This is a genomic window from Rhodanobacter sp. B2A1Ga4 (assembly GCF_018101315.1).
Classification (GTDB): Bacteria; Pseudomonadota; Gammaproteobacteria; order Xanthomonadales; family Rhodanobacteraceae; genus Rhodanobacter; species Rhodanobacter thiooxydans_A.
Map to the genome: position 1 here is coordinate 102,309 of NZ_JADBJR010000004.1, position 24,708 is coordinate 127,016.

The following is a 24,708-nucleotide window of genomic DNA, read 5'->3' on the forward strand; positions in this document are numbered from 1 at the left end:
ACGGCCAGAAGTGGCACCGGGTATTCTGCCCCAGCGCTCGCTTCGTGGTGAAGCATAGCCGAGTCGCCGCCATGCAAAAGATGCCGCGCCAATACGGCAAGCCGGGCCGGGGCGCTCATCCCTCCCCTGGCCGCCGGTCAGGCCGCGAAAAGGTGATCGATGTCCGCTGCAGTCCAGCCGCGGCTGGCGTCGCCTTCACCGCTCAGGATCGCCTGGGCCAGCGCCGCCTTGCGCGCCTTGAGGATCTCGATCCGTTCCTCGATGGTGTTCTTGGCGATCAGGCGGTAGACGTTCACCGGCCGGATCTGGCCGATGCGGTGCGCGCGATCGGTGGCCTGGTCTTCGGCTGCCGGGTTCCACCAGGGGTCGTAGTGGATGACGGTGTCGGCAGCGGTCAGGTTCAGTCCCACGCCGCCGGCCTTCAGGGAGAGCAGGAACACCGGCGTGTCGGTGGTCTGGAACTGCGCAACCACCGCGTCACGCTTGCGCGTCTCGCCCGTCAGGACACAGAAAGCGATGCCCTCAGCTTCAAGGCGCTTGGCGATCCGATCGAGCATCTGGGTGAAGCTGGAGAACACCAAGACCTTGCGACCGCCATCTGCCGCTTCGTGCAACAGTTCCATCAGTGCGTCGAGCTTGGCGCTGCCCTTGACCTGCTTGGCCGATGCCATCGGTGCCAACGACGGGTCGCAGCACACCTGACGCAACTTCAGCAGCGCATCGAGCACCACGATGCCGCACTGGCTCAGGCCGCGCTCGCCGATCGCCGCCTTCACGGCCTCATGCTGGGCGGCGCGGATGGTCTCGTACAGAGCGCGCTGCGCCGGCTCGAGTTCGACGACGGTGGTCGTGATCGTCTTGGGCGGCAACTCCGTGGCGACTTCCTCCTTCGTGCGGCGCAAAAGGAACGGCGCCTTGCGCCGGTTCAGCGCCACGCGGTGGATGTCCGAATCCTCCTTCTCGATCGGCCCGGCGATCCCTCGCTGAAAGCCCTTCTCGGATCCCAGCAGGCCCGGTACCGCCAGGTCCATTTGCGACCATAGGTCCAGCAGGCGGTTTTCAAGCGGCGTACCCGTCAGGTTGAGGTGCCTATGGGCACGAAGGCGTCGCAGCGTGCGAACCGTGAGCGTGCGAGGGTTCCTCGCATTCTGGGATTCGTCCGCGACCACCAGCGCAAAGTGCTGCGACTCCAGGCGCTCTATGTCCTTGATGGCCGTCCCGTAAGTCGTGATCAGGATGTCCGCCGACCGGGCGCGCTCATGGACGAGGCTGCGCCCGGTACCGTGCAGGACCTCGACCTTGAGGGTCGGCGCGAACGTCTCGCACGCGGCAGCCCACGTACCGGTGACTGACGTTGGCACGATGACCAGTACCGGTTCGTCGAGTCGGCCGGTGTCTTTCAGGTGCAGGACGTGGGCAATCACCTGCATCGTCTTGCCGAGTCCCATGTCGTCGCCGAGGATGCCGCCAAGGCCGGCGTCCGCCAGGGCATTGAGCCAACGCAGGCCCTCGCGCTGGTAATGGCGCAGTTCGCCGACAAACTTCGGTGACGTCACAGGTAACGGTTCTGCCTCAATGGCGGCAAGATGGCGCAGGGCAGCGCGCATCTCCTTCAGCACGCGCGGCGCGTCCGCACTGACCCGGTTCGCCAGCAAGGCGGCCTGGATACGAGGCATGCGCACCTTCCCGTCCGGACGACGACCTTCGCCACCCAGCCATTCGGCAATGGGCGCGAGAATGGCCCGCAAGTCGACCAGAGGAATTCGCACCAGCGAGCCGGTTGGTAGGCGCAGCGTCCAGCGGGCTCCCGGTGGTTCGTCTTTGCGTGGCGTCATCGGGAATCGCCGGTCCGCCAGCGTCGCGGCCATGACGTCTGCCAGTGAGTACCGTTCCCCCTCAACCTCGAGGCCGACGTCCAGATCGAAGGCGTCGTCGCTGGATACCGAGATGGCGTGATAGGACTGCGTGGTGGCGAGATCCTGCACGGGAAACGCATCGACCCGGATCACCTGCATTCCCGCGGCCTCGCACATATCAAGGGATTGCCAGAAGTGCTGCAGATCGTCGATCGCCGCGCCGCCACCATTCACGCACGCGCTGTCTTCGCCGGCGAGACCCGTACCACCGAGCTGGCGGCTGTACGTGAACTGGAACCCCGCAGAGACGATGCGATCGAACGTGATGGCGTGGGCGTCGTCGTCCTTGTGAATCCGGTCGACACGGGACGGTGTCCGGATCGTCGCCACACCTTCAGCAAATGCCGATGGCGGTACCTCGACACCACCGTAGTCGAACGTCAGGGTAGCTACCGGGAACGGCTCTCCTTCGGTCTGACGCACGAGGCGCGCACGCAAGATTGGCGTTACCGGGCCTTTGATGTCGCGGATGGCAGGAGCGTCAGAAGGCAACGGCAGGACATCGGCCACCCCCTGGCGCGTCATGTAGGAACGGGTCGCGTGAACCTGCGTGGGCAAGATCGACACGTCGGCCTGATTCAACCGCGTGATGAGTCGTTCGTCGCCAAGAAGGCGGCGCATGACGCGGGTGCGACGGTTGAATTCCCAGAGGCCCTTCAATCGGAGGACCTCGGTGACCTCCTGGCCATCCGGATCTACCAGGACCAGGCTCTGCCCACCGTCGTCGTCTGGTCGCCACCTCGGGGTCGGAGTAATCGGTTCACCATAGATGAGTGGGTTACTGCCGAACTGGCGCATGTACACGCGCTGCGTTGCGAGCAATTCCTCGAAGACCCCCTCCTTGGCGTGGCTATCGATCAAACCATGGTTCCCCAAGGAGAGCCGACCTCGGGTGTAGTCCTGCCGAAGCAGGGCGACTTTGGCGGCATCTTCCGGCGTCAGAGCATCCGGCGTGAGGTCCATGAATTCGCCAAGCTTGGTAGGGCGATAGCCAGGAGGCATGGGTTCATAGAACGCCACGCTCACAGGGACCGAGAAGTTGGTTGATGGTGCAGCTTTGTCCGTCTTAAGGACCAGACCAAACGTCGCGTTCGGCTCAGGCGGCCGGCGCTCAGTCCGGACATGTCGAACGTCTTCGATCAGCCCTGCGCAGGTGGCCACGAATGTGGCAGGGGACGATCCAGCGGACAGCTCCCTGAGTGCAGCCTCCCAGAGGGCCAGGGCGTGGTGGCAGGGCAGGTCCTTGCATGGGCACTCGAATTCCACGATGGGATCGAGAACTGATCCGAAAATGCGTGCCGCGACGGTGATATCTGCCCCGTACCCCTGGTGACCGACCTGTCCCGTCAGCACTACCACACCATCTTCCCCCTCACTCTCACGGAGTGTCAGTTTGGTCGCGCGCAGGGGATAGGACGCGTACATGGGCGTGTACCTGGAGATCCGCGAAGGACGACGTTCGACAGAAGCTTTGAGGTCTGTCGTGATCTGCCACCTCGCTACCCCTTCGGAGAATTCTCGAATCTTCAACGGACTCACTCCAACTGTTCTGAGGTTCCACCTGTTGCCACATCGCTCCGAAGCCAACCGGCCGAACCAATTTCCCCGGATCACGCGATCTTCGCCCGAATCCAAATGCTGTGAAACAGGAGCAGCAATTTTGCGATGCACCATGGCGTCGTCCGGTCGCGACACGAGACGGTGTCCGCGGGTTGGCTGATCAAGTCTCGCCAGTGCGCTGCCGCAGCTGCTCAGCCAAAGCCTCGATGTCGGCCAGGAGCGCGCGCGCCTGCGTATCCGGCATGCCCGGCAACTCGGCGGCCAACGACGCGAGCATGGCCTGGTTGATCGCCTGTACCTCGGTCTGCTCAAGACGCGCTCTCGCCCGACTGGACCCGAACTCGAACTGCAGGCGCACGTGGGCATCGAACGACTCGCCAATGCACAGGGTTTCGGTCGGTCGGTGACCAGCAAAGACAACGGTCAGCTCAGCGCCGGTTGCCAGTCCAAGGATCGTGCCGGCGTCCCCGCGCTCCGCGTGGCAGCCGAGGTGGGCGACCATGGTGAGGTCGAGATGCTCGGTGACCGTTCGAAGGCGATCCGGGGCGGCGAAGGGTGCGCACGCCAACTCGACCGCCCAGCTATCGCCCTCAGGGTCTTCCGCTTCCACGGGATGCGCCCGCACCTCGGTGAGCCTGGCTGCGGTCGCGACGGTCGCCGGTACCGTCCCCGGCTTGGTGTCGCCCACTTGGCCTGGATCGAGCCGACGGCCCGTGAGGACGTAGAACACAGCGTCGAGCACCAGGTTCCAACGCGCACCGGCGACGTCCGCAGGCGCAGGAGTTGGGCTGTCGGCAGGTGACATGCAGGCCTCCGTCGATGGGGTGTCCTGGTCGGCACGGGACATACTTTCGCACGAACGCGTCAGGCTGCTGCAGGGAGCCGCGCATCCCGGAAGGACAAGTCACAGGCCGACACCGTGTACTGGACACGCCGGCGGGAGCCCCGTTTGGTGAGGGTCAGGCCGACCTGCCCCGCGCCGCGATCGACTTCGACGACCACACCGCTCGAATAGGTGTGTTCACCCAGGCTCACGCCTCGCAGCGTCATGCCGACTTTCAGCTTCAGGTCTGCCACGCGTGCCACAGCGGCAGCAGTCCTGCGCTCCTCCTCCACGTAGCGGCGCAGACTGTAGACCTCGTCCTCGATCAGGCGAGTGATCACCTCCGGAAAGGTCGGCTCCTGAAGCCAGCCATTGCGCTCACCACGCACCTGCCCCAGGCCGTCGGCAACCAGCGTGTGGAACAGGACACCGTGCGGCCCGTGGCTGCGGATCACCACCCAGGTACCACGCTCGCTCGGCACCAGTTCGGCACGCAGCTCGTTGCAGCGGTCGCGGTACGTCTCCCAGGAGACATCCGGCGGCAGCTGCACGTCCGCAAGCCGCGCTTCCCGAACGGGCAGGGTGCTGTTCCACGTCGAGCGGCAGGCTGACTGGAACTCATCGGTGAAGCGGATGCCTGCATCGAGCGTGGCTTCGACCGCGTCACGAAGATCAGAGAGGGGCAACAGGTGGTTGCAATCGCGCATGGGGTGGCTCCGGTGTGGATATCGGGAGCATTCTGGTCCCGACGTCGACCTCGCAAAGATCAGCGCAGTTGAGCCACCCGTCGCGATGCCGCCGTCCGTGGACTAACTTTTGCCCGCGGCGCGCCTGATGACCAACGGTCCGACCAGTTCGGACAGAACGATCTGGAATCCCTGATCGGCCAGCTCGTAGGAGCCTTGGACGCCCATGGGATCCACCGTTCCGGCTTGGATCAGGCGGCGAACGGCCGACTGCACGCGCGACGCGCTTGGTTCGCCACCCGTGGCCATGAAGCCGCCCATCACCTTGCGCGCCTCGGCGGTGTAAACCGAGCTCTCGCCACTGGTCGCCAGCCACAGCACGACGGCAAGATCGTCGTCGCCCAGGCCGTCGATGAGATCGGCGTATTCCCCGTGCCGCATGCCCTCCAGCCAGCGGCGGTGCGCGGCGTTCACGTCGGCGTCGCCCGCCACCAGCATGTCCCTGACGATTTCGTTGAGGAATTGGGGGGTGTAGCGCAATCGTGGGAAGAGAAGCTTCAGTGCGTCGCGATCGACCGTCAGGCTCGCCACGTCGGCAAGGTAGTCGGCTCGGGAATCGACAAAGTCGTCGCCGAGGTTGGGGAGCGCAACAGATTCCGCGGAGCGGAACAGCGGAGCCTTGGCGCGCTGGAAGAGGCGGTTCAGTCCGTCGCGGGACGACCCGGTAAAGATCACACTCAGGCGATCCTCCAGGTCCTGCAGCACCGTACGGAACGCTGCGATGAAGTTCTCGTTGCCCGGCTCCGCCAGTGCCTGGAACTCGTCCAGCGCGAGCAGCGCGTGCTGGCCATGGTCCGCAATCCGGTGCAGCGCGTTGGCGAGGCGGTTCTCGAGGTTGGCATCGGGAATCGTCGGTGTCTCCGACGACGGCACCCACTCGCCCTCGATGTCGACGCCAGGCAACTGGAACTTGGTCCGGACGGACTTCAGGTTGAGCTTGGTACCCAGGACGCCGGTCTTCTTCTCCGCGTAGGCGATCGCCTCCAAGCCTTCCACCAAACCCTTCGCTGGCTCCTTTCGGTTGCGCCACAGGTCGACCCGCGCCGCGAACCAGCCCGATTCATGGACGTTCGGGAGCAGCTCGTTTCGCACGAACTGGGTTTTGCCGTGCCGGCGAGGGGCAAACAGCGTCACATTCGCACCTGACAGCAGCAGGCGGAGGATTGACTGAAGGAGGTCGGGACGGGGGAAGTAGGGTAGGCGATCAGGTAGAGCCATGGCGGTGCACCTCTGGAATTAGCGGCATTTCCGCGTATCGCATAATTGTAGCTGGACTCAGCTAATTTTAGCTCAGATGCCGAATCCGTGCTAATTGCCCCAATGACGGCAGTTACGGCATGTGCGGTCCGCACACGACTGGTGGCGGCATTCAGGAGACCATGGGAGGGTGACACACACGCGACATCGTCCAGGGGCGACAGGCACCCGCGTGCCCCCAGGTCAGGCGGCGAGGAAGTACTCCGCTGCGTGCTCGGCAGCAAACAGGTTCAATGCCTGCGCCAATGCCTGTGGGACGTGGTACTTCACGCTGGTCTGGTACGGACGAATGGCGATGCCGCCGACCTGTCGACGCACGCCAGCGGAAGGTGCCCAGTGGTGATCGTCCATCTCCGCCGTGAACGCTTCGACTTCACTCTGCAGTTGAGACGCAGAAAGGGAAGGGTCAACCAATGGGAGGCACTCGACCAGCGCCGCGAGGTGGGCACGGATCCGGTCACGGGCGGAGTACCCATAGCGCGCGGGTTCCCACGTGTGATCGACATGGGTGCCGCAGACCAGCACCACGCAGCCAGCTACCAGCGCACCAGGGACCTTTCCCCGCAAGCCGAAGGTACTGGCAAATCGGTGAGCGGCCTGCGACAAGCTGATCGCCTCTCCGCGACTCGCATACTCCGCCCACAACCGCTCAACCACGTCGAGACAGGAAAAGGGTTCCGTGTCACGGAGTTTCTGGCGACCGAAGTACAGTTCCCGATAGGGCTGCAGGTCGATCGCGATCGGCGTTCCCGTCGAGGACAGCGCCAATCCAACCAGGCGGACCATCTCGGCGAGGAGGGAATCCGGCACCTCTCGCAAAGCGCTATCGAGCTTCAGCGATGAATATGGCAGGTGCACGCCACACGGATTGGCGGACACGGTTGCGTTGAAGTTCACCACGGTGCACACGAGCCGAGAGCAGGCGGTATCCATCGAGGCGGCATAGGCTCGAAGCACCGCGTAGCGATCCGAAGCCGACTGGCCGGCAGTAAACGAGGGCGTGGACGACATGCTGACTCCGCGTGGCAAGTGATGCGCACACGGTAGGCGGTATGCCAGGGGATCAAAGTTGCGTTCGAAAGGGTCTGGCCGCGCCGGCAGGCTGGGTCAAATCGGACTCTCTGTCCTGTGCTGACTGGTGCCAGTGATAACGGGTCAGCGCAGGCGAGCGACGTCGGCCGAACAGTCGGCACGGTAGGCGCACTTGCGGCACATCGCCGGACTGCGTGCGGCGCGAGGTTCGACCTCACCGGACTGAATCCCCTGATACCGGTCAACCAGCGCTTCGAGTTCGCAGTCACCCAGCAAGGGAAATCGGAGGTAGACCGTCGGCAGGCTCTCGCGAACGATCCGCAGGTAGCCATACGACGCCACCTCGTAGCGACTCAACGGGCCAGGCCGGCCATGGCGAAGCACGGCACCTTGGACCGATACCTCGATCTGGTCGTATGGCGTGACGCGGGTACGGCGACGGCGCTTGGTGTCCACCGGTACCAACCGTCCGTCCGGCGTCAGGAACACCTGGTCGAACCGAGCACCCAGCTTGCGCGGAACGTCGGTGCGCCTGTACTGCTCTGAGAGGACGAGCTTCCCGTCAGCGAGCTCCGCCGGCATACGGTTTCGCTCGTCTGCTTCGTAATCGCGGTCGGCAGGGGACCGGTGATCCCGTCCCAGCAGCCACCAGGCGACCACCAGCAGCACGATCAGCAGTAGCAGAGTCATTGCGCCATCCATGGTCACAGTCGTTCTCCCTTCACGCGTCCGGGTGGTCGTCCCAGGCGGTGTACGCCACCGTCCACGCCGACGCATGCGATCCCTTGCGGACCAGCTTCAGGTCGATGCGATGGTCGGCCAGCCACGGAAAGCGGTTCAGCGCAATCTCCCGTGAGCGCTCGGTCCACACCAGACTCGCCTTCGTCTTGTGCTCGAACAACCAGACCAGCGTCCGGTCAAGCTGTTTCAGAGGGGAGGTCGCCAGCAGTCGGCTGACCGACATCGCCGCACCGAGGGCTTGATCAGCGAGCGTGCGTCCCACGGCGACCAGGTGGTCGTGCTGGTCCCAGAGGCTCGGAGCCGTTGAGCGCACTTGATCAAAGTCCGTCGGCAGCGCCATGAGCTTTTCGTTGCGCGCAACGAATTTCCGCTGCGCTTCCTGCACAAGCGCTCGCGACTGGTCGGCACCGCGCAGCTCGGTGGTCGTGATGTAGAGCATCGCCCGCTGCAGCGCCACGCCGTCGCGACCGGACTGATGATCGTGTACGGCCTTGTCCCAGAAGGGCGACAGGTCGGTGTAGTGCCGGTCCGCTTGCATGGCCTCGCCATACAGGAGCAGATCCCTGGGGTCTACTGCAGGAACCGACAGTGTGCCGGTGCCCTTAGCCATCGTGGTCATGGTGTTCTCCTTGGGTCGAGCTAACCGTCAATCCTTGACGGAACAAATCCAGTGCAGCTCTGACTGGACGCTGCAGCTCTGGTGCCCACACGAGCAGCCGTGCGATCCACGGGCTGAACGCATAGTACGCCGCGATGGCCAGGCGACCGGTGGTCGAACGGTCCAGAACCGAATCGCGCCAATCCCGCAACTGTTGCGTGCGAACGTCGTCCGCACCGTACACGGCGGTGGCAATGAAGCATCGGCGGTCCTGTGCGGGCACCGGCCGGTTGTGTTGTGTCCTGACCTGTCGGTCGAATCGTGCGTGTTCCGCCGATCCGGCATCCCGTGCGCACTGTTGCTCTTTGGTCACACGTGGCCCGATACGGCGCGCCAGCACCATGCGCGTCTCGCAGTAGCCCAGCTCTGCCAGCTTGGTCGCTGGAAGGTACGAGGCGTCGTAGCGTGGACGGTTGTGCTGGCGCGACTTCATGGTCGTTACCGGATGGTCGGAGTATTGAGAGCCGACATCACCGAATGGATGAAGGCCTCGGTGTTGAACAGCTTCTGGGCAGGCGAGCGGTCGTCGTAGTGAACGAACTTCAAATCCTTCATCGGGCCTTGCTTCAGGTCTTCGATCACAGCCTGCTGGTCGATCAGGCCCATCGCGAGCGCCTGGTCGGAGGTCCAGATGCGACCGGAGAACAGGGTGTCACGGTCAACCTTCAGCTTGTCGCCACGCGACTTGACTACATCGTTGAGGAAGTCCGTTCCCATTGCCTTGACCATTTCGGCGTTGATCGCTGCGTCTTCAGCCGACGTCTTGGTCCACATGGACGGACCGCCCTTCAGAGGCATCGAGCGGAAAATCTCCTGGTTGATGCCAAGACGGTGGGCGAGGTCGCTGGCATCGAAGTAAGTGATCAGCGCGCCGATGGAGCCGACCACCGCGTACTTATTGGCATAGATGCGGTCCGTGTGCATGGCGATCATGTACCCGGCAGAGGCCGCCATGGACTCGACCAGGGTGTCGATGGCCTTGTCCTTGTGGAGCGACTTGCAGTGCGCGATTTCACTGACAATGCGCTCCGCCTCCGTGGGCGAACCGCCCGGAGAATTGATATCTAGCAGGATCCTCTTGACGTTGTGGTCAGCACAGGCCTTGTCGATCAGTGGGTTCACGTGGTCAGCGTCGTTGAGCCCGCCGGTCTGGATTTCGCCGTGAATGTCGATGACCGCTACAGACGGCACAGACTGGTTGCCGATCTGCCCTTTGGACGTGAACCGACTGAGCCCGGCCCAGTAACCGATGAGGCATGTGCCGAAGAACGCGACGATGAATACCCGCTTGATCTTGGTCCAGCGGGCGTCGCGCCTGGTCTTCTCGTGGTACTCCTCCGCCATCGCCTTGATGGCGATCGCCGCCTGTGTAATGGCGTTGTTGTCTCCGGTCGGCTGCGGGCCGGACGTCTGCGTGTCAGTCATGGTTCCTCTCCTGGGTGGACAAATGGGTCGGTGCCTGACGGCACCGGAACGGAAGGACGGTTGCGCCTTGGGTCGATGGCATGTCGCTGAGTGTTGGTAGCGGATGGCGCAGGTGCACCCAAGGCCTGCGAAGCAACGCGGCCAGCGGGATGGGGTGTCCGAGGTAGGCATGCACCTTGGCCCAGAGCCGAGGCGTAGCGGGCAGACGCTCATCGTGGAGCGAATCTGCGAGGGTGTGACGCACGCTGTTATCCATGTGCTTTCCTTGCTCGCTGTCCTTGCGAGGCTTGTGGTCAGGTTGTCTTACAGCTGGATCGTATCGCGGCGGCGAGGTGTCACCTAACTCCCATTCTCACTTCCTGCGACGGTGGGATTTGACCGCCTTGGTGGTGCGGGTGCAACAAGCGGGTGCTCGGCTGGATCGGTGGCGGTGCTATCGGTGACCTTCGGCGCTACTTCCTTCGGCACCGCGTACTCGCGGTTTAGCAGCCGCCGGTATACCGCGAGTCGGTTTTGCATCTCGATGAGAGCCGCCCGTCTTTCCCGAAGCGTCACTGCGTGGGCCTCCACTTGCTTCACGAGTTGGGCCTCCCACTTCTTGGCGTGGCAGAGCAGATTGGGAAGGTAGTAGCCCTTGCGATCTTTGGTCTTCGCAGCACCCCATGGAAGACGGCGTCGGATCACTGCCCCTTTTGCGTCTCCGACAGTGGGTCGGCGATGGCGCAGCCACCAGTAGATTTCCAGTCGATCGTCTTCAGTTCGCGCATGAAAGTTCAACGGGGCGTAGGCGCGCTTGAGCGCTTTGTGTGGGTCGCCAAGCTCTCCCTTCAGGCGGTCGAGTTCTTTGTTGTAGAGGATCTCCTTCTCCTCGTAGTAGGCCTTCTGTAGCGCGTCCGCGTCCCGGTCGATCTCCATCTGCAGCTTCTGGAAGACGCTTTCAGCTGTGGTGATGAGTTCCGCTGAATTACTCCCGTTGTTGATCAGCATTCGTTGTCTCCTTCCGTTGAGTCGTTCTATCCAATGCCGCAATTTTGGTGCCCACTACTACCTTTATCTATCTGCGCGGAAGGTTCTAACCGCGCCTATAAGCGCTTGGCCGGCTCCCACCCCCAAAATTTCAATGTTTCCCCGACGGCACGCGATCAGTTGGCGGGTGATGTGAGCGAGAACCCCTGCATTTGCATATTGGCGGGGCTCACCAGCGGCGCTCATAAGTTATTGATTTTTCGTAGCTCCGTCGAGAGGCAGGAGGCGTTGGAAACGTAACGTGCAGATTTGATTCCGCGCGCATCACAGCTGGCGCGCCGGCTCCCGTGTTTTTCACTTTTCGTAACGTGCAGATTCGACGCTTCGGGTCTGCATCAACGCCAGTGGCAGTCATGAATCTGCACGTTAGAAATTGCCGAAATCTCCGGAAGTCGCTCTCTGATTGCCGCCGTAACGATTCCGAATCTGCACGTTTTGGACGGCGATCTAGATCGTTGCGCAGGTGCCGCGAAGTCAGCGGCGTCGGAGGCATTGAGTCAGGGCGCAATACGTAGGCGGCTGGGGAAAAACCGGCGGATTTCTGGAGTGGCCCGCCAATATAAGACGTCAGCCGACCTCCGCGGAGACGTCTTGTTCCAGCGCGCCCAACAATAGCGGCGAGTTCGCAGCTTGCAAAGCGGCCGTTTGCTCGGTCGCCGACCTTGTGGCAGAGTGCCACCGCGAACATGGATCCGCAGGACGCGGGTCGACATACGGAAAGCAACCTACGCCAGGGAGACAAGGCATGAACAGCAAACACCTATCCGCAGTAGCGATCGACGTCGGCTACGGCAATCTCAAGGTCATGGCAGCCCAGCAGGGCGGCGACGTCGACACCGCTGATGCATTTCTTCTTCCGATCGGAGCCGCTCCGATCGAACACGCACCTCGACTTGCCAACGGCGCTCCGCAGCTACACGGTGGTGAAGAGGTGTTGCTGCCTGATGGTCGCCGTTGGGTAGGCGGTATCGATCCAACCTACCTCTCCGGCTTCGCGCGCCAGACCCACGAAGAGTACCCATCGACGGACGAATACCTGGCGCTCTATCTCGCCGGCCTCGCCAAGCTCGAGGCCCTTGGGCATCGAACGATCGACGTGCTCGTCACTGGTGTGCCGTGTTCCCAGTTTGTCGGTCCGCGGCGCCAGCAGGTCAAGGACGTCATCACCAGCCGCTTCAAAGGCGTGCATGTGCTTGGCGGTAATCGCACCGTCGAAGTCCGCAATGCTTTCGTGGTCGCCCAGCCAATGGGCAGCTACACCGGCTTCCTCAGTGAGCATCCGGTCCCGGTGAAGGCGGGCGAGCGCGATACACGCACGGTACTGGTGATTGATGTCGGGTTTTATTCCGTGGACTGGGTACTGATGCAGAGCGGCGGCATGCGCGACGGCAGCGCAGGGTCAAGCCGCACCGCGACGTCGACCATCCTCGACGCCGCGGCCCAGGCAATCTCCGCCGCTCACGGCGGCGTTCCGCTCTCGGTGGAGAAGCTCGACGGGGCTTTCAAAAGTGGCGAAGAGATACTTCGGTTGGGTGCCATCCAGGTACCGTTCCGTGCCTTCATCGACGCAGCTGCAGGTGAGAAGGCGCGCATCGCCATGTCGAAGATTGCCTCGGCCATGCGCCTTAACGAAGATGTGGTGGACCATGTGCTGCTTGCCGGCGGGGCGGCCATGTTGTTTCACGCGGCGGCCAAACGCGCATTCCCGGCGTCCGATGTGACGATCACGCCAAACCCGGTGATGGCCAACGCGCGCGGCTACCTTGGCATGGCCCTGCGCTACAGCGAGATGCAGCGGAAGGCTGGCTGACGTGTCGACCCCTTCGCTCCGGATGATTCTGTGGTGGAAGCTGCCACAGGATCTGCCTTTGCTTGATGACCTGAAGCGGTATCGAGCGCGGGCGCGAGGGAAGCGGTTGCGTTACTTGGCCCGACTGGGTCAACACGCAGAGGCACTGGGTTTGAGTCTGGAAGGTCAGTGCTCCACGGGTGAACTTCGTCTGCCGATCAGCGTCTCTACAGCAGAAGTTCCTCATGCGGACGTGGTGCCGGCGGAGAAGCCTCCTGCTGAGCCGCCAAGATCGGCCGCGATCGATGCATTCGTGAGTGAATATCTGAACTGAGTTGTCTAGTTGACCAGCGGAGTTCAGCTCTAATATTCTGCTAAGTTGTGGGGATATATAGCAAAGCATCGCCCGGTGAAACGGGCAGGGTGGAGGGAACTACCGATGCATCTCAAGACCGATCTCGAAGACTTGGCGACTCGCTACCTCGACCTTGTGGTCGCGGTAATTCAGGAGAGCCCCAAAGTCGCCCTTGAAGTCTTTGCCATACGCAATGAGCAGATGGTGTATCTCTTTGGCCGAATGTCGGCCGAGCAGCGCGCCACGGTGCTGGACCACTCGCAGCTGACATTTGGCCATGGCGGAGAAGCCGCTCTGCGCCAGGAGCTCGCGCATCCGGACGACGTTGCCGCTACCCGGCACTGTGGGCTACCGGATGGATTCGTTGACGCCGCCACGGAGCTTCAGTTCGACACCCTGGTCTGCTTGCGAGAGGAAGCGCGCCGCGATGCAGGGAGCGCAGGCCTGGCCTTCGGTATTCGTGATCTGAGTCTCTTGGAAGGCATCCGCGACGCTACAACGTCTCGGTTGCATCGGCTCGCAAGAGCAAATTTGTTTTTGAGAATGACGCCAGCACCGGCGTTCTACCTACTGGTCAAGATGGTGGTTGCCGAATCTACCAACCCCCAGAGGTTGGGTATCGCCGGGCTTGGGGTCATGGCCTACGAAGGGGCCGCAGCATGACAACGCGACTGGTTGGCAAGGCGTACGACGGCTCACTGCAACTGCAAGTGCTATTCGTTAAGGCGATGGTCGGCGACAAGCACGATGGCATGATGGCTCAGGCGCAGGGCCTGGTGAATCTCGATCTGTCACCGATGCAGATCACGAAGCTCACCGGAATCCCCAATGGCAACGTCCACAAGTTGTTCAAGGCCAGCGGCCGCAGTTGCCGCGTCGGCCGCCGTAAGACGAGTCTCGAAGGCCTCTTCAACAGCATCGAACTCCACCTGGTCACCAGTGTCTTTGCCTGCTTGATTGAGCGGCAGTTGCGGGTCATGCCATCTCCAAGTGTGCTTTCACACCACGTTCTTTCCGCTGTCCGGACAATGCGTGGGCACGCCAGCAAGCAAGTGGAAAATGTGGACTGGGAGCGGCTTGTTGAAGCGGTCATGGCCATGGAGACCGGCGTGCTCCGGCTCACGACTTGCTGTGTCTGCAACACGCGTCACCTTGAAGCAGCCAGCGAACGCACCGAACGCCGGTGCCCCATTTGCCGGTTGACCGAGACGATCACCGACGTCGTCAAGCCCAGCTCGCGCACCAGCGTACTTGGCCAACCTGTATTCAACCCAGCATCGACGACTCCGGTACCGCGCCGCGTGAGCGGCCTTGCCCAGCGAAGGATGCGATTGCGGCTTGCCGTGGGAAGCTCAGACTAGCGATCTCTCCATCCGGGCGAGGTCTCGCTCGAGTGCAATATCCCCGCAAATGGTCCTGAAACGGCCGGGTTTCGGTGTTCGACCAAGCGAGTGGTTCCGTAGCATCTTCGCATGCTCGCCAAACTCGCCCTCGCCATTTCCCTGTCGGCCGCGTGTCTCGGTGCATCCGCTCAAACGGTGCCGCAGGACGCGCCCGCCCCATCGGCCACGGCTGATACCTCTGTTCGCCCAACCACGACGGCTGCGCAGCAGCACGGATGGTTTTGGTACGACGATCCCGCTGAATCCGAAACAGCTGCGCCGCCGCCGCTACCTCCCGTTGCGCAATCGCAAGCCCCCACACAGGCAAATGAGCCACCCATCGGTTCGGTTGCCTGGATCGCTGCGAACATCGACAAGATCCGGGATCGGGCCATCGACAATCCGACCAAGGACAACGTCGAACTGTTCGCGTACGTGCAGAAGTTGGCGATGGACAAGTCCGAGGTCTTTGCAAACAACTACATCCAATACGTCGCCGCAAACCCGGCACTGGACGAGACGTCACAGCACCCGACGTCCGGGTACGCAAACTTCACCGTCAACCAGGCCGTGGACAGGGGCCGCACGGAGGCGATGGCGAAGGTCGCTCAGAAGACCGCGATCTGGTTTTTCTTCAAGTCGGACTGCCCCTACTGCCAGCGCCAGACGCCACTCCTGAAGATGATGGCGGCGAAGTACGGGTTTGACGTGCTGCCCATCTCGCTCGACAACCTGCCGCTGGTCAACGGCGACTACCCCAACTGGGTGACCGATCAGGGCCAGGGCCGAGCCCTTGGCGTTACGGTAACGCCGACGATGTACCTCGTGCATCCGGACACAAAGCAAGTGGTCTTTCTGGAGGCCGGCTTGCGCGCGTTGCCAGAACTGGAAACCCGTGTGATGGAAGTGGCTCGCGCGAACAACTGGCTGAGTGATCAGGACTACCAGAAGGCCATGCTGGGTCTGCCGCAGAAATATCTGACGGCAACCTTCAGCGCGCAGAGCATCAAGAATCCCAACGACAGCGCCGAAGTGCTTGCTGCCCTTCGCGCCGCAGGTACCCACAGCGTTCAGGCCGCCGATCTCAACACGCTTGACGACAGCACGACGAAGGCACCGTCGACACCCTGGATGGGCAAGAACTAGGAGCATCTATGAAAACTCTGCGGTTGCTAATTGTGCTTCTTCTTCTCAGCTTCGTCGGCGGTGCCTTCGCGCAAAGCGCCGGCACGGGCGCGCAGTCTCGTGGCCTGTTCCGCGACGTCATGTCGAACACCACCAATCCTTCCATCACGAACGGCGCACGTCGCGGTGTGATCTACGGTGGCGACTTCCAGATGCGCAACAAGCTGATGAACGTGAACCTCGTGTCCTTCGAGCCACCGCACATCTCGGCAGGGTGCGGTGGCATCGACGCTTTCATGGGGTCATTCAGCTTCATCAGCAAAGCGCAATTGGTCGCCGCACTTCGATCCATCGTGTCTGCCGCCATTGCCTATGCCTTCAAGCTCGCGCTGACCAGCATGTGCCCCCAGTGCGAGAAAATCATGGCCGAAATGCAGGCCAAGATGGACTCCATCAATTCGGGCAATATCAATTCGTGCCAGATCGCGCAGTCGCTCATGAACATGGGTGGCGACGACAGCATGGCCTCAAACATCCAACAGGGATCGCACATTGTCGGTGCCGAGCTTGGCTTGGTTGACGATGCGGAGGCCGGACAGCAACAAGGTGGTTCGTCGACGCCTGATGCCGCCCTCAAGGCCGGTGATCCCGCGACCGCGCAAGCCCTCCAAGGCGGCAACATCGTGTGGCGAGCGCTGGTAAACCAGGACACGGCGGTGTGGGCGACCAACTCGAGCAATTCGAGCCTCCTCGACCCCAACTCTCTGATGGAGGACATCCAGTCGCTGACCGGCACGATCATCATTTGCACGTCCGACGATACCAACTGCGGAGCGGGAGCACCCACTGGCGGGCAAGTAGGTCCGAAGGGGCAGCTCGTCACCCACGTGTGGCAGCCTTCAATGGATATTACGGACCTGGTGGAAGGTGCCACCCAAGGGAAGAGCGTTGCCCGCCTGACATGCGTGGGTACTGACCCGCATGGCGCGGAAGGCTGCACGAACATCAAGCGTGTAGAAGACGCGAGCTTCATCGGTCTGAAGGAAGAGATCGTCACGGTCATGCTGGGGACCGCGGACGGCACCGCCGCCGGCGTTCTGACCGATCCTTCACTGGGAAATCCCAACGGGATGATCAACGACATCGCCCAAGGCAACGCACCCACAAGCAGCGAGTTGGCCCTCCTACAGTTCGGAGGTTCGGACATCCAGATGGCGGTCAAGCTCGCCATTCGATCGCCGGTGGCAGCGGAAAACTTCGTCATGCGCTTTGCTGACCAGATGGCTGCAGACATGGCGTTCCACATCATCAGCGCCGACCTCGACTCGGGCTTGAATGCCGTGAATCAGCAACTCAAGGACAACATCGACAAGACGCCGATTCGCGACATGATCCATCGGTCGATGCAACGGAACCTGGAGCTGAACGCCAAGTACCAGCGGGACGGTTCGGCGAAGAACGGTGCCCTGGAGTACTACAAACAGATGAGCGAGGAACTTACCCCGCCGTTCAAGCCGCAAACTCCCGCGGGCTGAGCCGCCATCACCGCCTCAAGTCAGGAAGACGCCAGTGCCAAGTAATCTGTTCGCCAATATCGGCCAGACCTACGAGATCTACTCGATCGGCGATGGTCTGTATATGAAGCACGTGCTCGATGCCGTTGCGATGCTCAGCAACGCCGGCGTGCTCCTGCAGCTGGGTTGCCTCGGCCTGGTCCTCGGCCTGCTGCTCACGGGGTTCAAGGCTGTGGCGTCAGGCCTCGAGCGCATGGAATTCAGTTGGTTATTCCTGTCCTTCATCGTGTTTGTGATCATGTTCGGCATGCGGTGCAACGTCGTGATCTATGACATGGGCGGCGCACCGGGGACGGTGTTCAACGGTGCCTACCGAGTCGACAACGTGCCATTCGGCGTGGCGTTCGCGGGTCACGTCATCAGTACGCTTGGGCTCGATCTGACCGAAGACATGGAGCAGGCATACGGCTTGCCTTCCGTGAGCAGCGCAGACGGTACCGGCGGGTTTGGCCGGACGCTCGAATGGATCAATGACGTGCAATCGTGGAATCTGCCGGCGCTGACGGCCGGCGCTACAAACACCCTGCCCGCCGTCCTGGCGAATGAGGCCTCGTATCTGAACAACTGCACGTATGTCGCCGCGAACACGAATCGCCTGAGTCTTGCGCTGGCAAACAACGTCGCCGACCCGTGGACGACGTTCGGGACGATGACGACTGGCGGTCTCGGATACAACAACAATTTTCTGACCTTCCCCTTCACGAATGCGAATGGCACCGAAACCGACTATCCGTGTGGCACGGGGTTTCAGGTCGTCTCCAATCAGGTGTTGAGCGCGGACACATTCGGCGCATTCGTCAGTGCGCTCGTTCCCCGGGCGAAGCCCTTCGTGCTGGTTCCCGGCATACCGCCCACCCAACAGATGGCCGATTCTTTCCAGTCGATCGGCCTCAGCGCCGCCGACATGCAGACCTATGTGGCCCTGTCGTCGACGCTCGTAGCCCAGAACACCGCGGCATCGCTCAACCACCAGGCGACTGGCGCAGACATCTTGTCGGCGCTGATGATGAATCAGGCGTTGCGGCAACGTGATACGCAATGGGCCGCGAACGAAACGATGTTCCGCGCGGTGGCGCGCCCGATGACTGCGTTCTTTGAGTCGATGATCTATGCGTGTGCGCCCTTCATGGCCCTGCTGGTCGGCTTCGGCTCGTGGGGCATTCAGATGGTGGGCAAGTACCTCATCCTCACGATTTGGGTGATGCTGTGGTTGCCGGTGATGTCTATCTGCAACTTGTTCGAAATCACAATGGCTCAGCATGGCGTGACGGCGATGCTCGTCGCGGCGGCTGAGGGTGGATCCTCCATGTCGCTTGGTTCACTCGCGGCAACCGCGCATCTCCAGATGGAGATTAGCAACTGGCTGGCCGTCGGTTCGCTCCTTGCGGCTTCGACACCTGCTTTGACCCTGATGCTGATTTTTGGCGGTGCAATGGCGGCCACGTCGCTGGCTGGGAAGCTCCAGGGTGCGGATCACGTCAACGAGAAGGTCGCCTCGCCGGATGCGGTGAGCCCGGGCGCAGTGATGGACGTCCAGTCGCGATACGGGTCGAACTCCATGGAGGGGACGACGCTCACCGGCGGAAAGCAGACCGAGCCAATGTACACGGGCCAGTCCGTTCGCCAGTCGTCTATGCAGTCTGCAAGTTCACGGATGCAATCGGCGTCTGCCGGATTCGCTGCGGAAGCGTCCACTGGCATCTCTGACTCGTATACGAACACAAAAGGTGAGACCGTGTCTGGTACGAGGGCTTTCAGCCATTCCGGGACACAAAGCCAGCAGTTCATGGCGGCATGGGGGCAGAGCCAGAACTTCAGCGCGTCAAAGGGTAACGAGGCGGCATTTTCGGCCATGGTGTCGGCGGCCGCGAGCGGCAACCTAGGGCTGGCCACGAAGATCGGCGCATCTATTGGCATGTCTGGGAGCGATGGCTCAACCTTCTCGATGAGTGACGCAAAGCGGTTGCAGGAGGCCGTCACCACGAAAGCAGGAACGGATCAGAATTTCTCCGTGCAGCAGTCGCGCGCCATGCAGGATACGCTTACGCAGCAGGCAAGCGATGGGTCGACAGCGGCGCAATCCGTCCAGTCCGGGAATTCGTATAAGAAGTCTTTGAGCGATCTTCAGAGCGCCCAAGATCAGTATTCGAAGGCGGACAGTGCTACCGCATCCATCGGCATTGCCAGCCCCATGGGTTCCAACAACGCGGCTATGGGGATTGTTCGTGCTGGCACCGCTTCCCAGACCATTGCTCATGCGCTCCAATTCGGTGGCGCGGACGCTATGAAGGTAGCTAGCAGTCAAGTCGACAACTCGCCGTGGCGCAACGGCGATTCGCAGGTACGCAAAGTACAGGCCGCACTACAAGTCCTGGGCGGCCAGGTACCAGCCAGCGCTGGACTGCGTTCGGGGTACGAGGGTGACCGTGCCAAGGCGCTCGTGAGCGCACTTGCCAGCGCGGGTTTCGGCGCGGCGGGTTCGGCGGAGTCAGGAGCAGGTGCAGAGCCTACGCGAAACAGTGGGGTCGGATCTGCGGTATCGGCGGGTGCAGCGGCGGAGCAGGCCCAGGGGCAGCTCAGTCGCGCGCCGAGTGTGCCCAGCATGGGTGCCGTCCTTGGTCAAAACGCCGGAAACATGTCGGGAGGGAATCGCGCGGCCCAGTCGTCGGATGCCGTCGGTCGGTCCGGTGCGTCAAATCCGAATTCGACCGAAGCGAGCAACATTGGGATGGGCTTCGCCAAGGCGGCGTTTGACTCCGAGAGCGGAAAGATCGATCAATCGGTCGGCGCTCAGGTGGCGGCCGGTATCGGGTCAAGTCACGAAGCGGCCGTTGGCCAGCAGGCGGCGGGTCAGCGCATCAAGCAAGGCGCGGAAGCACGCGAGTCAGAACCCGTCGAAGGGTTCGGAAAGATAGGCCAGGCCGCAAGCGCGTCCGTTCAGGGGCTTTGGAATTGGGCGAACAATGAAGGCCCAACGAACGTCCAGTCGGCTATGAAGCTTGCAAGTCAAGGGGACTCGATGACCGCCGGCCAGTTCAAGGGGCAGACGCATCAGAACTTCGGGTCGCTCCGCTTCAGTGACTTCACTGGGATCACGCCGGACTCGGTCTATCAGAACACCAAGGACCCCGGGACACGGGCGGCAACGAACGCGGCGTACGCGGGCAATTTGAGCTACCTCCAGCAGTCCGATTTTGGGCGAGACAAGGATCCGAACCTCTTGAAGGCAATGGCTCTGGTGCATACGACTCAGGCCCAGAATGGAGCGACGCCCGAAATGGCGCATGAGTATGGACAAGTAATGCCCAAACTTTCGGCCAATGAGCGGGACATGGTCTACAACACCATACTGACGTCCGCGGGCTCCGAGCATGGCGTGAACACGTCGGCGACGGTGCCTCTTCCGGCACGTGAGGAGACATCGACTGGCCCAGACGGCTTGCGGCCGTTGAAGTAGTCGGTCAGGTCGCCAGACCGCTCATACAAAGAAGGGTGACCATTTGGTCACCCTTCTTTGCTACAGATCCTGGTCAGGCCAACGAGGTCGCGGATCGTAATCGGGTGCGTACGGTGACTTGAGTTTCAGAGTGTCTCGATAGACTACTTCTTCCATCCGAGGCGGTTCCAGCCAGTCACTATCTTGGGCGCCATGCTTGTGCTCGCGCTTCCGATCCCACGCCAAAAAGGGGAGAAAGAAGAGGCCAAGCAGCACAAGTAGGCTGCCGGCAGTGAGAAGGTGACCGATGGTCATGGCGAAGATCCTTGTCGTCCGATGTGAAAAGCGTAGCACCAACGATCACGCCGCATAGCCCCTGGTTTCACAGTCGCAGTCCGTGGCTGCCCGGGTGATTGTGACAATCACGGCCGTGAGGTTGAGCACATTTTTGTGCAGAAGTGACATGAATTGCTGATCTGTACGCGAGGTACAGACCCCCGCAAATCCCCCTCAAACCGGCCAGTTTCAGCGGCGCATCGTTGCGGCAGCTCACTAAGGTAGAGCCTCCCGAACACGGAGCTCAGCTCGATGGAACGAGTAGCTTTTCCCAAAGATGTCGATGCGCCACAGCGCTTCCTGCTGTGGACGATGGATCAGTTCATTCCCTTCGCGGCACTGCTAGGCATCGGTATCTTCTTCCACGCGCTGTTCACTTCGATTGTCCTCGGCATTGCCTTGAGCTGGGCGTTCAGTCGGTTCAAGGACAGCAAGCCTGATGGCTATCTGATGCACCTGGCGCACTGGTACGGCGTTGTGTCGCCCTCGAAGTTGCGCATTGGGATCAACCCGTTCATCCGCCGGATCTTCCCGACATGAAGGGCCAAACCTATCTCGACACGTTCCGTGGCGCAGTCAACGAGAACAAGATCTCGCGCCTCATCATTCTTGGCCTCACGATCGTCATTTTCGTATTGTCAGTGGCGCTGTTTGCACGCAAGCAGACGGTTGTGCAGATTCCGCCGGGCCTCACCTCGCCTGGCACGCTCCTGCCGGACAACGCTTCTCCGGAAGTGAAAGAAACGTGGGGTGCCTACTTTGCGGGCGCGCTAGGCAATGTGACGCCGCGGACGGCAGACTTCACCGCACGAATGATGCAGCCGTACATTTCAGCGAGCATCTACAAGGATCTGATGGAGCTGATCGCCCGGGAAACCAAGACGATCAAGGACCAGTCGGTCTCGACCAGCTTTATACCAACGGACGTCTTCTACGTTCCCTCGCAGGACGTCGTTGTGGTGAGCGGTCAATACACGATGCGCGGAATGGAGCAGCGCGCAAAGCAGAGCGTCAAGACGTTCGTGCTGGGAATCACGATCCGGAACTACATGGTGTCGCTCACGTCGCTGCAGACGTACGAAGGGCCGTGGGTGCCGCCGGCCCCGAAACGGTAAGCGGGCCGCATGCGCAACATCGAACCGAACGAACGACATTGGAGGATTGGCAAGGATGCGTAACCGGATTTCCATGATGGCCCTTTCGCTGCTACTCGCTGCTGGTGAAGCGGGTGCGCAGGCGTTGCCCCCAACCGTGCCGGCCAACTCAACGGCAGGTCAACAGGTTCAGCGTCAAGTCGAGCAGAGCTTGCCGACGGCGCCAGCCCCGTCATCACCCCTTGGTGTCGCGAAGCCCGACCGAGTCATCGGACCGTCGACATCCTCCGCGCCGAACTATCGCGTACCGGCGGCCCGAGTACCCGGGGTGGCGCAGGTGCCAACGGCGCAAGCGAACAGTGCTGAGACGACCTACACAAGGCCAGTAGCACCCCGACAGTACGAAGGAATCAAGCCTCCACCGGCAGTCCTCCACGTGCGCCCTGGGATCAATGTGCTTTTCGGCGTCGCGCAGGATCACCTTAACCGTCTGATTACCCCGTTCAAAAAGCCGGTGATCGAGACGACGAGCAATGCCACGACATCAGTAAAAGGCAACGTGGTGTACGTGGCGCCCGATTCTCAGGCTCCCATCGGGTTCTTCATCCACGATGCCGGTGACCAGTCCAACGCTATCTCCGTGACGATGGTGCCGGCCTCCATTCCTCCGATTAGCGTCTCGCTGGACCTCGTCGGCTATGTACCGTCGCAGGACCAGGAAGTGGTCGAGGTGCAAGGCAACGCAGGGGTCGCGAAGGGTTGGGAAACCGACCAGCCGTTCACGGACACCGTCAAGACGCTTTTCAAGACCATGGCTGATGGTCGTGTGCCCGATGGGTTCACATTCGCCACGGTCAACGGCGCAACACCACTCATGCCCCGGTGTGCGATGGGCACGTTACGCATCGAGCCGAAGCAGGTGATGACAGGTTTCAACGTCGACGCTGTAGTGGCGATCGTTACGAACTTGTCGCCTGTAGCGCAAGACATCAATGAAGGTGGCTGCAAGGGCACGTCAGTGCTTGCAGTGGCCGCGTGGCCACGCACCCATCTGGGCCCCGGGCAATCAACCGAGCTGTACGTCGCTGTTCAAGCCCCGCCGAGTTCGCCTGTGGATGCGCCGCGTCCCTCGCTCGTGAGTGGGGTGCGCTGATGGCCGCCAACAACAACAAGCTGACTGCCAAGGAGCGCTGGGCAGCGCTTAGCCCGGGTAGCAGGCGCAAAGTGACGACCGCCGGGGTGCTGGCTGGCGTCCTCCTTCTCGCGTGGATGGCGCTCGGAAGTTCCGGAACCAAGCCGGCCGGTAACAGTGCGGATGCGAAGGCCCAGATCGCTAACGCGTTGCTGCCTAGTGGAGATGCCCGCGATCTTGGTGTGAACGGCATCTCTGACCAGATGAATCAGATCCAGTCAGACAAGAAGCAGCAGGACCAGAAGATTGCCCAGCTGACGCAGGAGCTTCAGCAGGCGCGGCAGCAGGGCATGGGTGGTGACGGCTCGAATACATCCCAGCAGAAAATGGCAACCGACCTGGACGCCTTGCATCGCGAAGTCGAATCCATGCGGCAGACCATGGCTCAGCACCCTGACGCAGGGTCGACTCAAGGTCGCGCTCCGACGGGTGGCGCAGCGCAAGCTGTACCAGTCCAGCAGTCGACGTTTCATGCATCGAGCGCGATTCGCGAAATCGAGGCGGAGCAGCCGACCCCTGTCCAGCAGGATTCGTCTGCGAAAGCAGATCAGGCGGGCGCCAAGGTACCGACCATCTACCTTCCTTCAGGCTCGATGTTGACTGGCGTCAACATTACCGGCGTCGATGCGGCCACCGGCAAGGAAGCGATGGCAAATCCGATCCCCATGCTGGTGCGCATCAAGCACGACGCTGTGCTTCCCAACCGATACCGGGCCGACGTACGCGAGTGCTTCGTCCTGGCTTCTGGCTACGGAGACCTGGCGAGCGAGAGAGCGTACATGCGGGCGAGCTCCATTTCGTGCATTCGCACCGACCACCGAGTCATCGACATCAAGGTTGAAATGGTTGCGATCGGTCCGGACGGCAAGGCGGGCATTCGCGGTCGACTTGTCTCTCGCCAGGGACAGATCATTGCGAAGGCTGCGTTGGCGGGGCTCGCGCAGGGCACTGCACAGGCGTTCGGCGGTGGCCAAAACCAGCAATCGTATTTGTCGCCAGGTACGTTGCCCTCGGCGGGAACCGCTGGAGCGGAAGCACTCGGCGGAGGCGTGGGTTCTGCCTTCAACGAGATCGCCAAGTACTACCTGAAACTGGCAGACCAGATGTTCCCGGTCGTCGAGATCGACCCAGGTCAGCGCATCTCGTTTGTCCTGGAGCATGGCGCAAACATGGGTGTGTTGCGTTAGCCGAAAACCCCGCAAATCGCCAAATAACGACGGGTTTTCGGCGGCGCAGTCAAG

At 61.9% G+C, this 24,708-nt stretch carries 20 protein-coding genes; 10 read left to right on the forward strand and 10 right to left on the reverse strand.

Annotation, left to right across the window (positions count from 1 at the left end; genetic code table 11):
• Window positions 1-137 precede the first annotated feature (137 nt).
• The 10 genes from IMW82_RS13595 to mobI form a co-directional block, all read right to left on the reverse strand.
• Complete coding sequence (locus tag IMW82_RS13595) at window positions 138-3,341, reverse strand: DEAD/DEAH box helicase (RefSeq protein ID WP_211004889.1); 3,204 nt, start codon at window positions 3,339-3,341, stop codon at window positions 138-140.
• A gap of 295 nt (window positions 3,342-3,636) precedes the next feature.
• Window positions 3,637-4,281, reverse strand: a complete 645-nt coding sequence (locus IMW82_RS13600; RefSeq protein ID WP_211004890.1) for a hypothetical protein — start codon at window positions 4,279-4,281, stop codon at window positions 3,637-3,639.
• Between the two features lie 59 nt (window positions 4,282-4,340).
• A complete protein-coding gene (locus tag IMW82_RS13605) occupies window positions 4,341-5,006 on the reverse strand; it encodes a hypothetical protein (RefSeq protein WP_211004891.1) in 666 nt (221 codons plus the stop codon).
• A gap of 102 nt (window positions 5,007-5,108) precedes the next feature.
• Window positions 5,109-6,179 (reverse strand): ATP-binding protein, encoded by a 1,071-nt coding sequence (locus IMW82_RS13610; protein ID WP_211004892.1) that lies wholly within the window; start codon window positions 6,177-6,179, stop codon window positions 5,109-5,111.
• Between the two features lie 306 nt (window positions 6,180-6,485).
• Window positions 6,486-7,313, reverse strand: a complete 828-nt coding sequence (locus IMW82_RS13615; protein WP_211004893.1) for a hypothetical protein — start codon at window positions 7,311-7,313, stop codon at window positions 6,486-6,488.
• Window positions 7,314-7,457: 144 nt separating this feature from the next.
• The gene (locus IMW82_RS13620) at window positions 7,458-8,024 is read right to left on the reverse strand and encodes a hypothetical protein (protein ID WP_211004894.1); all 567 of its coding nucleotides are present in this window, start codon (window positions 8,022-8,024) and stop codon (window positions 7,458-7,460) included.
• 31 nt (window positions 8,025-8,055) lie between these two features.
• A complete protein-coding gene (locus IMW82_RS13625) occupies window positions 8,056-8,694 on the reverse strand; it encodes a hypothetical protein (protein ID WP_211004895.1) in 639 nt (212 codons plus the stop codon).
• Window positions 8,678-9,166 carry a CFI-box-CTERM domain-containing protein gene (locus tag IMW82_RS13630; RefSeq protein WP_211004896.1) on the reverse strand — a complete coding sequence of 163 codons (489 nt, stop codon included), beginning with the start codon at window positions 9,164-9,166 and terminating at the stop codon, window positions 8,678-8,680. The genes IMW82_RS13625 and IMW82_RS13630 overlap by 17 nt, the downstream gene beginning before the upstream one ends.
• Before the next feature lie 5 nt (window positions 9,167-9,171).
• Window positions 9,172-10,158, reverse strand: a complete 987-nt coding sequence (locus IMW82_RS13635; protein WP_211004897.1) for a S49 family peptidase — start codon at window positions 10,156-10,158, stop codon at window positions 9,172-9,174.
• 339 nt (window positions 10,159-10,497) lie between these two features.
• On the reverse strand, window positions 10,498-11,145 hold the full coding sequence (mobI, locus tag IMW82_RS13640) for a conjugative transfer protein MobI(A/C) (RefSeq protein WP_211004898.1): 648 nt from the start codon (window positions 11,143-11,145) through the stop codon (window positions 10,498-10,500).
• A gap of 784 nt (window positions 11,146-11,929) precedes the next feature.
• Between mobI and IMW82_RS13645 the strand changes: the two genes are divergently transcribed.
• The 10 genes from IMW82_RS13645 to IMW82_RS13690 all read left to right on the forward strand — a co-directional run bounded on the left by IMW82_RS13645 (window position 11,930) and on the right by IMW82_RS13690 (window position 24,654).
• The gene (locus IMW82_RS13645) at window positions 11,930-12,994 is read left to right on the forward strand and encodes a ParM/StbA family protein (RefSeq protein ID WP_211004899.1); all 1,065 of its coding nucleotides are present in this window, start codon (window positions 11,930-11,932) and stop codon (window positions 12,992-12,994) included.
• A 418-nt stretch (window positions 12,995-13,412) separates the two neighbouring features.
• Complete coding sequence (locus IMW82_RS13650) at window positions 13,413-13,991, forward strand: hypothetical protein (protein WP_211004900.1); 579 nt, start codon at window positions 13,413-13,415, stop codon at window positions 13,989-13,991.
• A complete protein-coding gene (locus IMW82_RS13655) occupies window positions 13,988-14,689 on the forward strand; it encodes a FlhC family transcriptional regulator (RefSeq protein WP_211004901.1) in 702 nt (233 codons plus the stop codon). The genes IMW82_RS13650 and IMW82_RS13655 overlap by 4 nt, the downstream gene beginning before the upstream one ends.
• Window positions 14,690-14,800: 111 nt before the next feature.
• Window positions 14,801-15,856, forward strand: coding sequence for a conjugal transfer protein TraF (gene traF, locus IMW82_RS13660; protein WP_211004902.1), 1,056 nt, complete (start codon window positions 14,801-14,803; stop codon window positions 15,854-15,856).
• A gap of 8 nt (window positions 15,857-15,864) precedes the next feature.
• Entirely contained in the window at window positions 15,865-17,370 is a 1,506-nt protein-coding gene (locus IMW82_RS13665; RefSeq protein ID WP_211004903.1) for a conjugal transfer protein TraH, read from the forward strand.
• Window positions 17,371-17,404: 34 nt separating this feature from the next.
• Entirely contained in the window at window positions 17,405-20,866 is a 3,462-nt protein-coding gene (locus IMW82_RS13670; protein ID WP_211004904.1) for a conjugal transfer protein TraG N-terminal domain-containing protein, read from the forward strand.
• Window positions 20,867-21,433: 567 nt separating this feature from the next.
• Window positions 21,434-21,721, forward strand: coding sequence for a type IV conjugative transfer system protein TraL (traL, locus tag IMW82_RS13675; RefSeq protein WP_211004905.1), 288 nt, complete (start codon window positions 21,434-21,436; stop codon window positions 21,719-21,721).
• Window positions 21,718-22,296, forward strand: a complete 579-nt coding sequence (locus IMW82_RS13680; RefSeq protein ID WP_211004906.1) for a TraE/TraK family type IV conjugative transfer system protein — start codon at window positions 21,718-21,720, stop codon at window positions 22,294-22,296. The genes traL and IMW82_RS13680 overlap by 4 nt, the downstream gene beginning before the upstream one ends.
• A 76-nt stretch (window positions 22,297-22,372) precedes the next feature.
• On the forward strand, window positions 22,373-23,428 hold the full coding sequence (locus IMW82_RS13685) for a type-F conjugative transfer system secretin TraK (RefSeq protein WP_244754359.1): 1,056 nt from the start codon (window positions 22,373-22,375) through the stop codon (window positions 23,426-23,428).
• Window positions 23,428-24,654, forward strand: a complete 1,227-nt coding sequence (locus IMW82_RS13690) for a TrbI/VirB10 family protein (protein ID WP_211004908.1) — start codon at window positions 23,428-23,430, stop codon at window positions 24,652-24,654. The genes IMW82_RS13685 and IMW82_RS13690 overlap by 1 nt, the downstream gene beginning before the upstream one ends.
• Window positions 24,655-24,708: the final 54 nt, after the last annotated feature.

What these genes read in the sequence shown, in the direction of transcription:
- IMW82_RS13645 (WP_211004899.1), top strand. Translation starts at nt 11,930, where the DNA reads ATGAACAGCAAACACCTATCCGCAGTAGCGATCGACGTCGGCTACGGC.
- traL (WP_211004905.1), top strand. Translation starts at nt 21,434, where the DNA reads ATGGAACGAGTAGCTTTTCCCAAAGATGTCGATGCGCCACAGCGCTTC.
- IMW82_RS13690 (WP_211004908.1), top strand. Translation starts at nt 23,428, where the DNA reads ATGGCCGCCAACAACAACAAGCTGACTGCCAAGGAGCGCTGGGCAGCG.
- IMW82_RS13655 (WP_211004901.1), top strand. Translation starts at nt 13,988, where the DNA reads ATGACAACGCGACTGGTTGGCAAGGCGTACGACGGCTCACTGCAACTG.
- IMW82_RS13595 (WP_211004889.1), bottom strand. Translation starts at nt 3,341, where the DNA reads ATGTACGCGTCCTATCCCCTGCGCGCGACCAAACTGACACTCCGTGAG.
- IMW82_RS13615 (WP_211004893.1), bottom strand. Translation starts at nt 7,313, where the DNA reads ATGTCGTCCACGCCCTCGTTTACTGCCGGCCAGTCGGCTTCGGATCGC.
- IMW82_RS13650 (WP_211004900.1), top strand. Translation starts at nt 13,413, where the DNA reads ATGCATCTCAAGACCGATCTCGAAGACTTGGCGACTCGCTACCTCGAC.
- IMW82_RS13620 (WP_211004894.1), bottom strand. Translation starts at nt 8,024, where the DNA reads ATGACTCTGCTACTGCTGATCGTGCTGCTGGTGGTCGCCTGGTGGCTG.
- IMW82_RS13665 (WP_211004903.1), top strand. Translation starts at nt 15,865, where the DNA reads ATGAAAACTCTGCGGTTGCTAATTGTGCTTCTTCTTCTCAGCTTCGTC.
- IMW82_RS13605 (WP_211004891.1), bottom strand. Translation starts at nt 5,006, where the DNA reads ATGCGCGATTGCAACCACCTGTTGCCCCTCTCTGATCTTCGTGACGCG.
- IMW82_RS13680 (WP_211004906.1), top strand. Translation starts at nt 21,718, where the DNA reads ATGAAGGGCCAAACCTATCTCGACACGTTCCGTGGCGCAGTCAACGAG.
- IMW82_RS13600 (WP_211004890.1), bottom strand. Translation starts at nt 4,281, where the DNA reads ATGTCACCTGCCGACAGCCCAACTCCTGCGCCTGCGGACGTCGCCGGT.
- mobI (WP_211004898.1), bottom strand. Translation starts at nt 11,145, where the DNA reads ATGCTGATCAACAACGGGAGTAATTCAGCGGAACTCATCACCACAGCT.
- IMW82_RS13630 (WP_211004896.1), bottom strand. Translation starts at nt 9,166, where the DNA reads ATGAAGTCGCGCCAGCACAACCGTCCACGCTACGACGCCTCGTACCTT.
- traF (WP_211004902.1), top strand. Translation starts at nt 14,801, where the DNA reads ATGCTCGCCAAACTCGCCCTCGCCATTTCCCTGTCGGCCGCGTGTCTC.
- IMW82_RS13625 (WP_211004895.1), bottom strand. Translation starts at nt 8,694, where the DNA reads ATGACCACGATGGCTAAGGGCACCGGCACACTGTCGGTTCCTGCAGTA.
- IMW82_RS13635 (WP_211004897.1), bottom strand. Translation starts at nt 10,158, where the DNA reads ATGACTGACACGCAGACGTCCGGCCCGCAGCCGACCGGAGACAACAAC.
- IMW82_RS13685 (WP_244754359.1), top strand. Translation starts at nt 22,373, where the DNA reads ATGGCCCTTTCGCTGCTACTCGCTGCTGGTGAAGCGGGTGCGCAGGCG.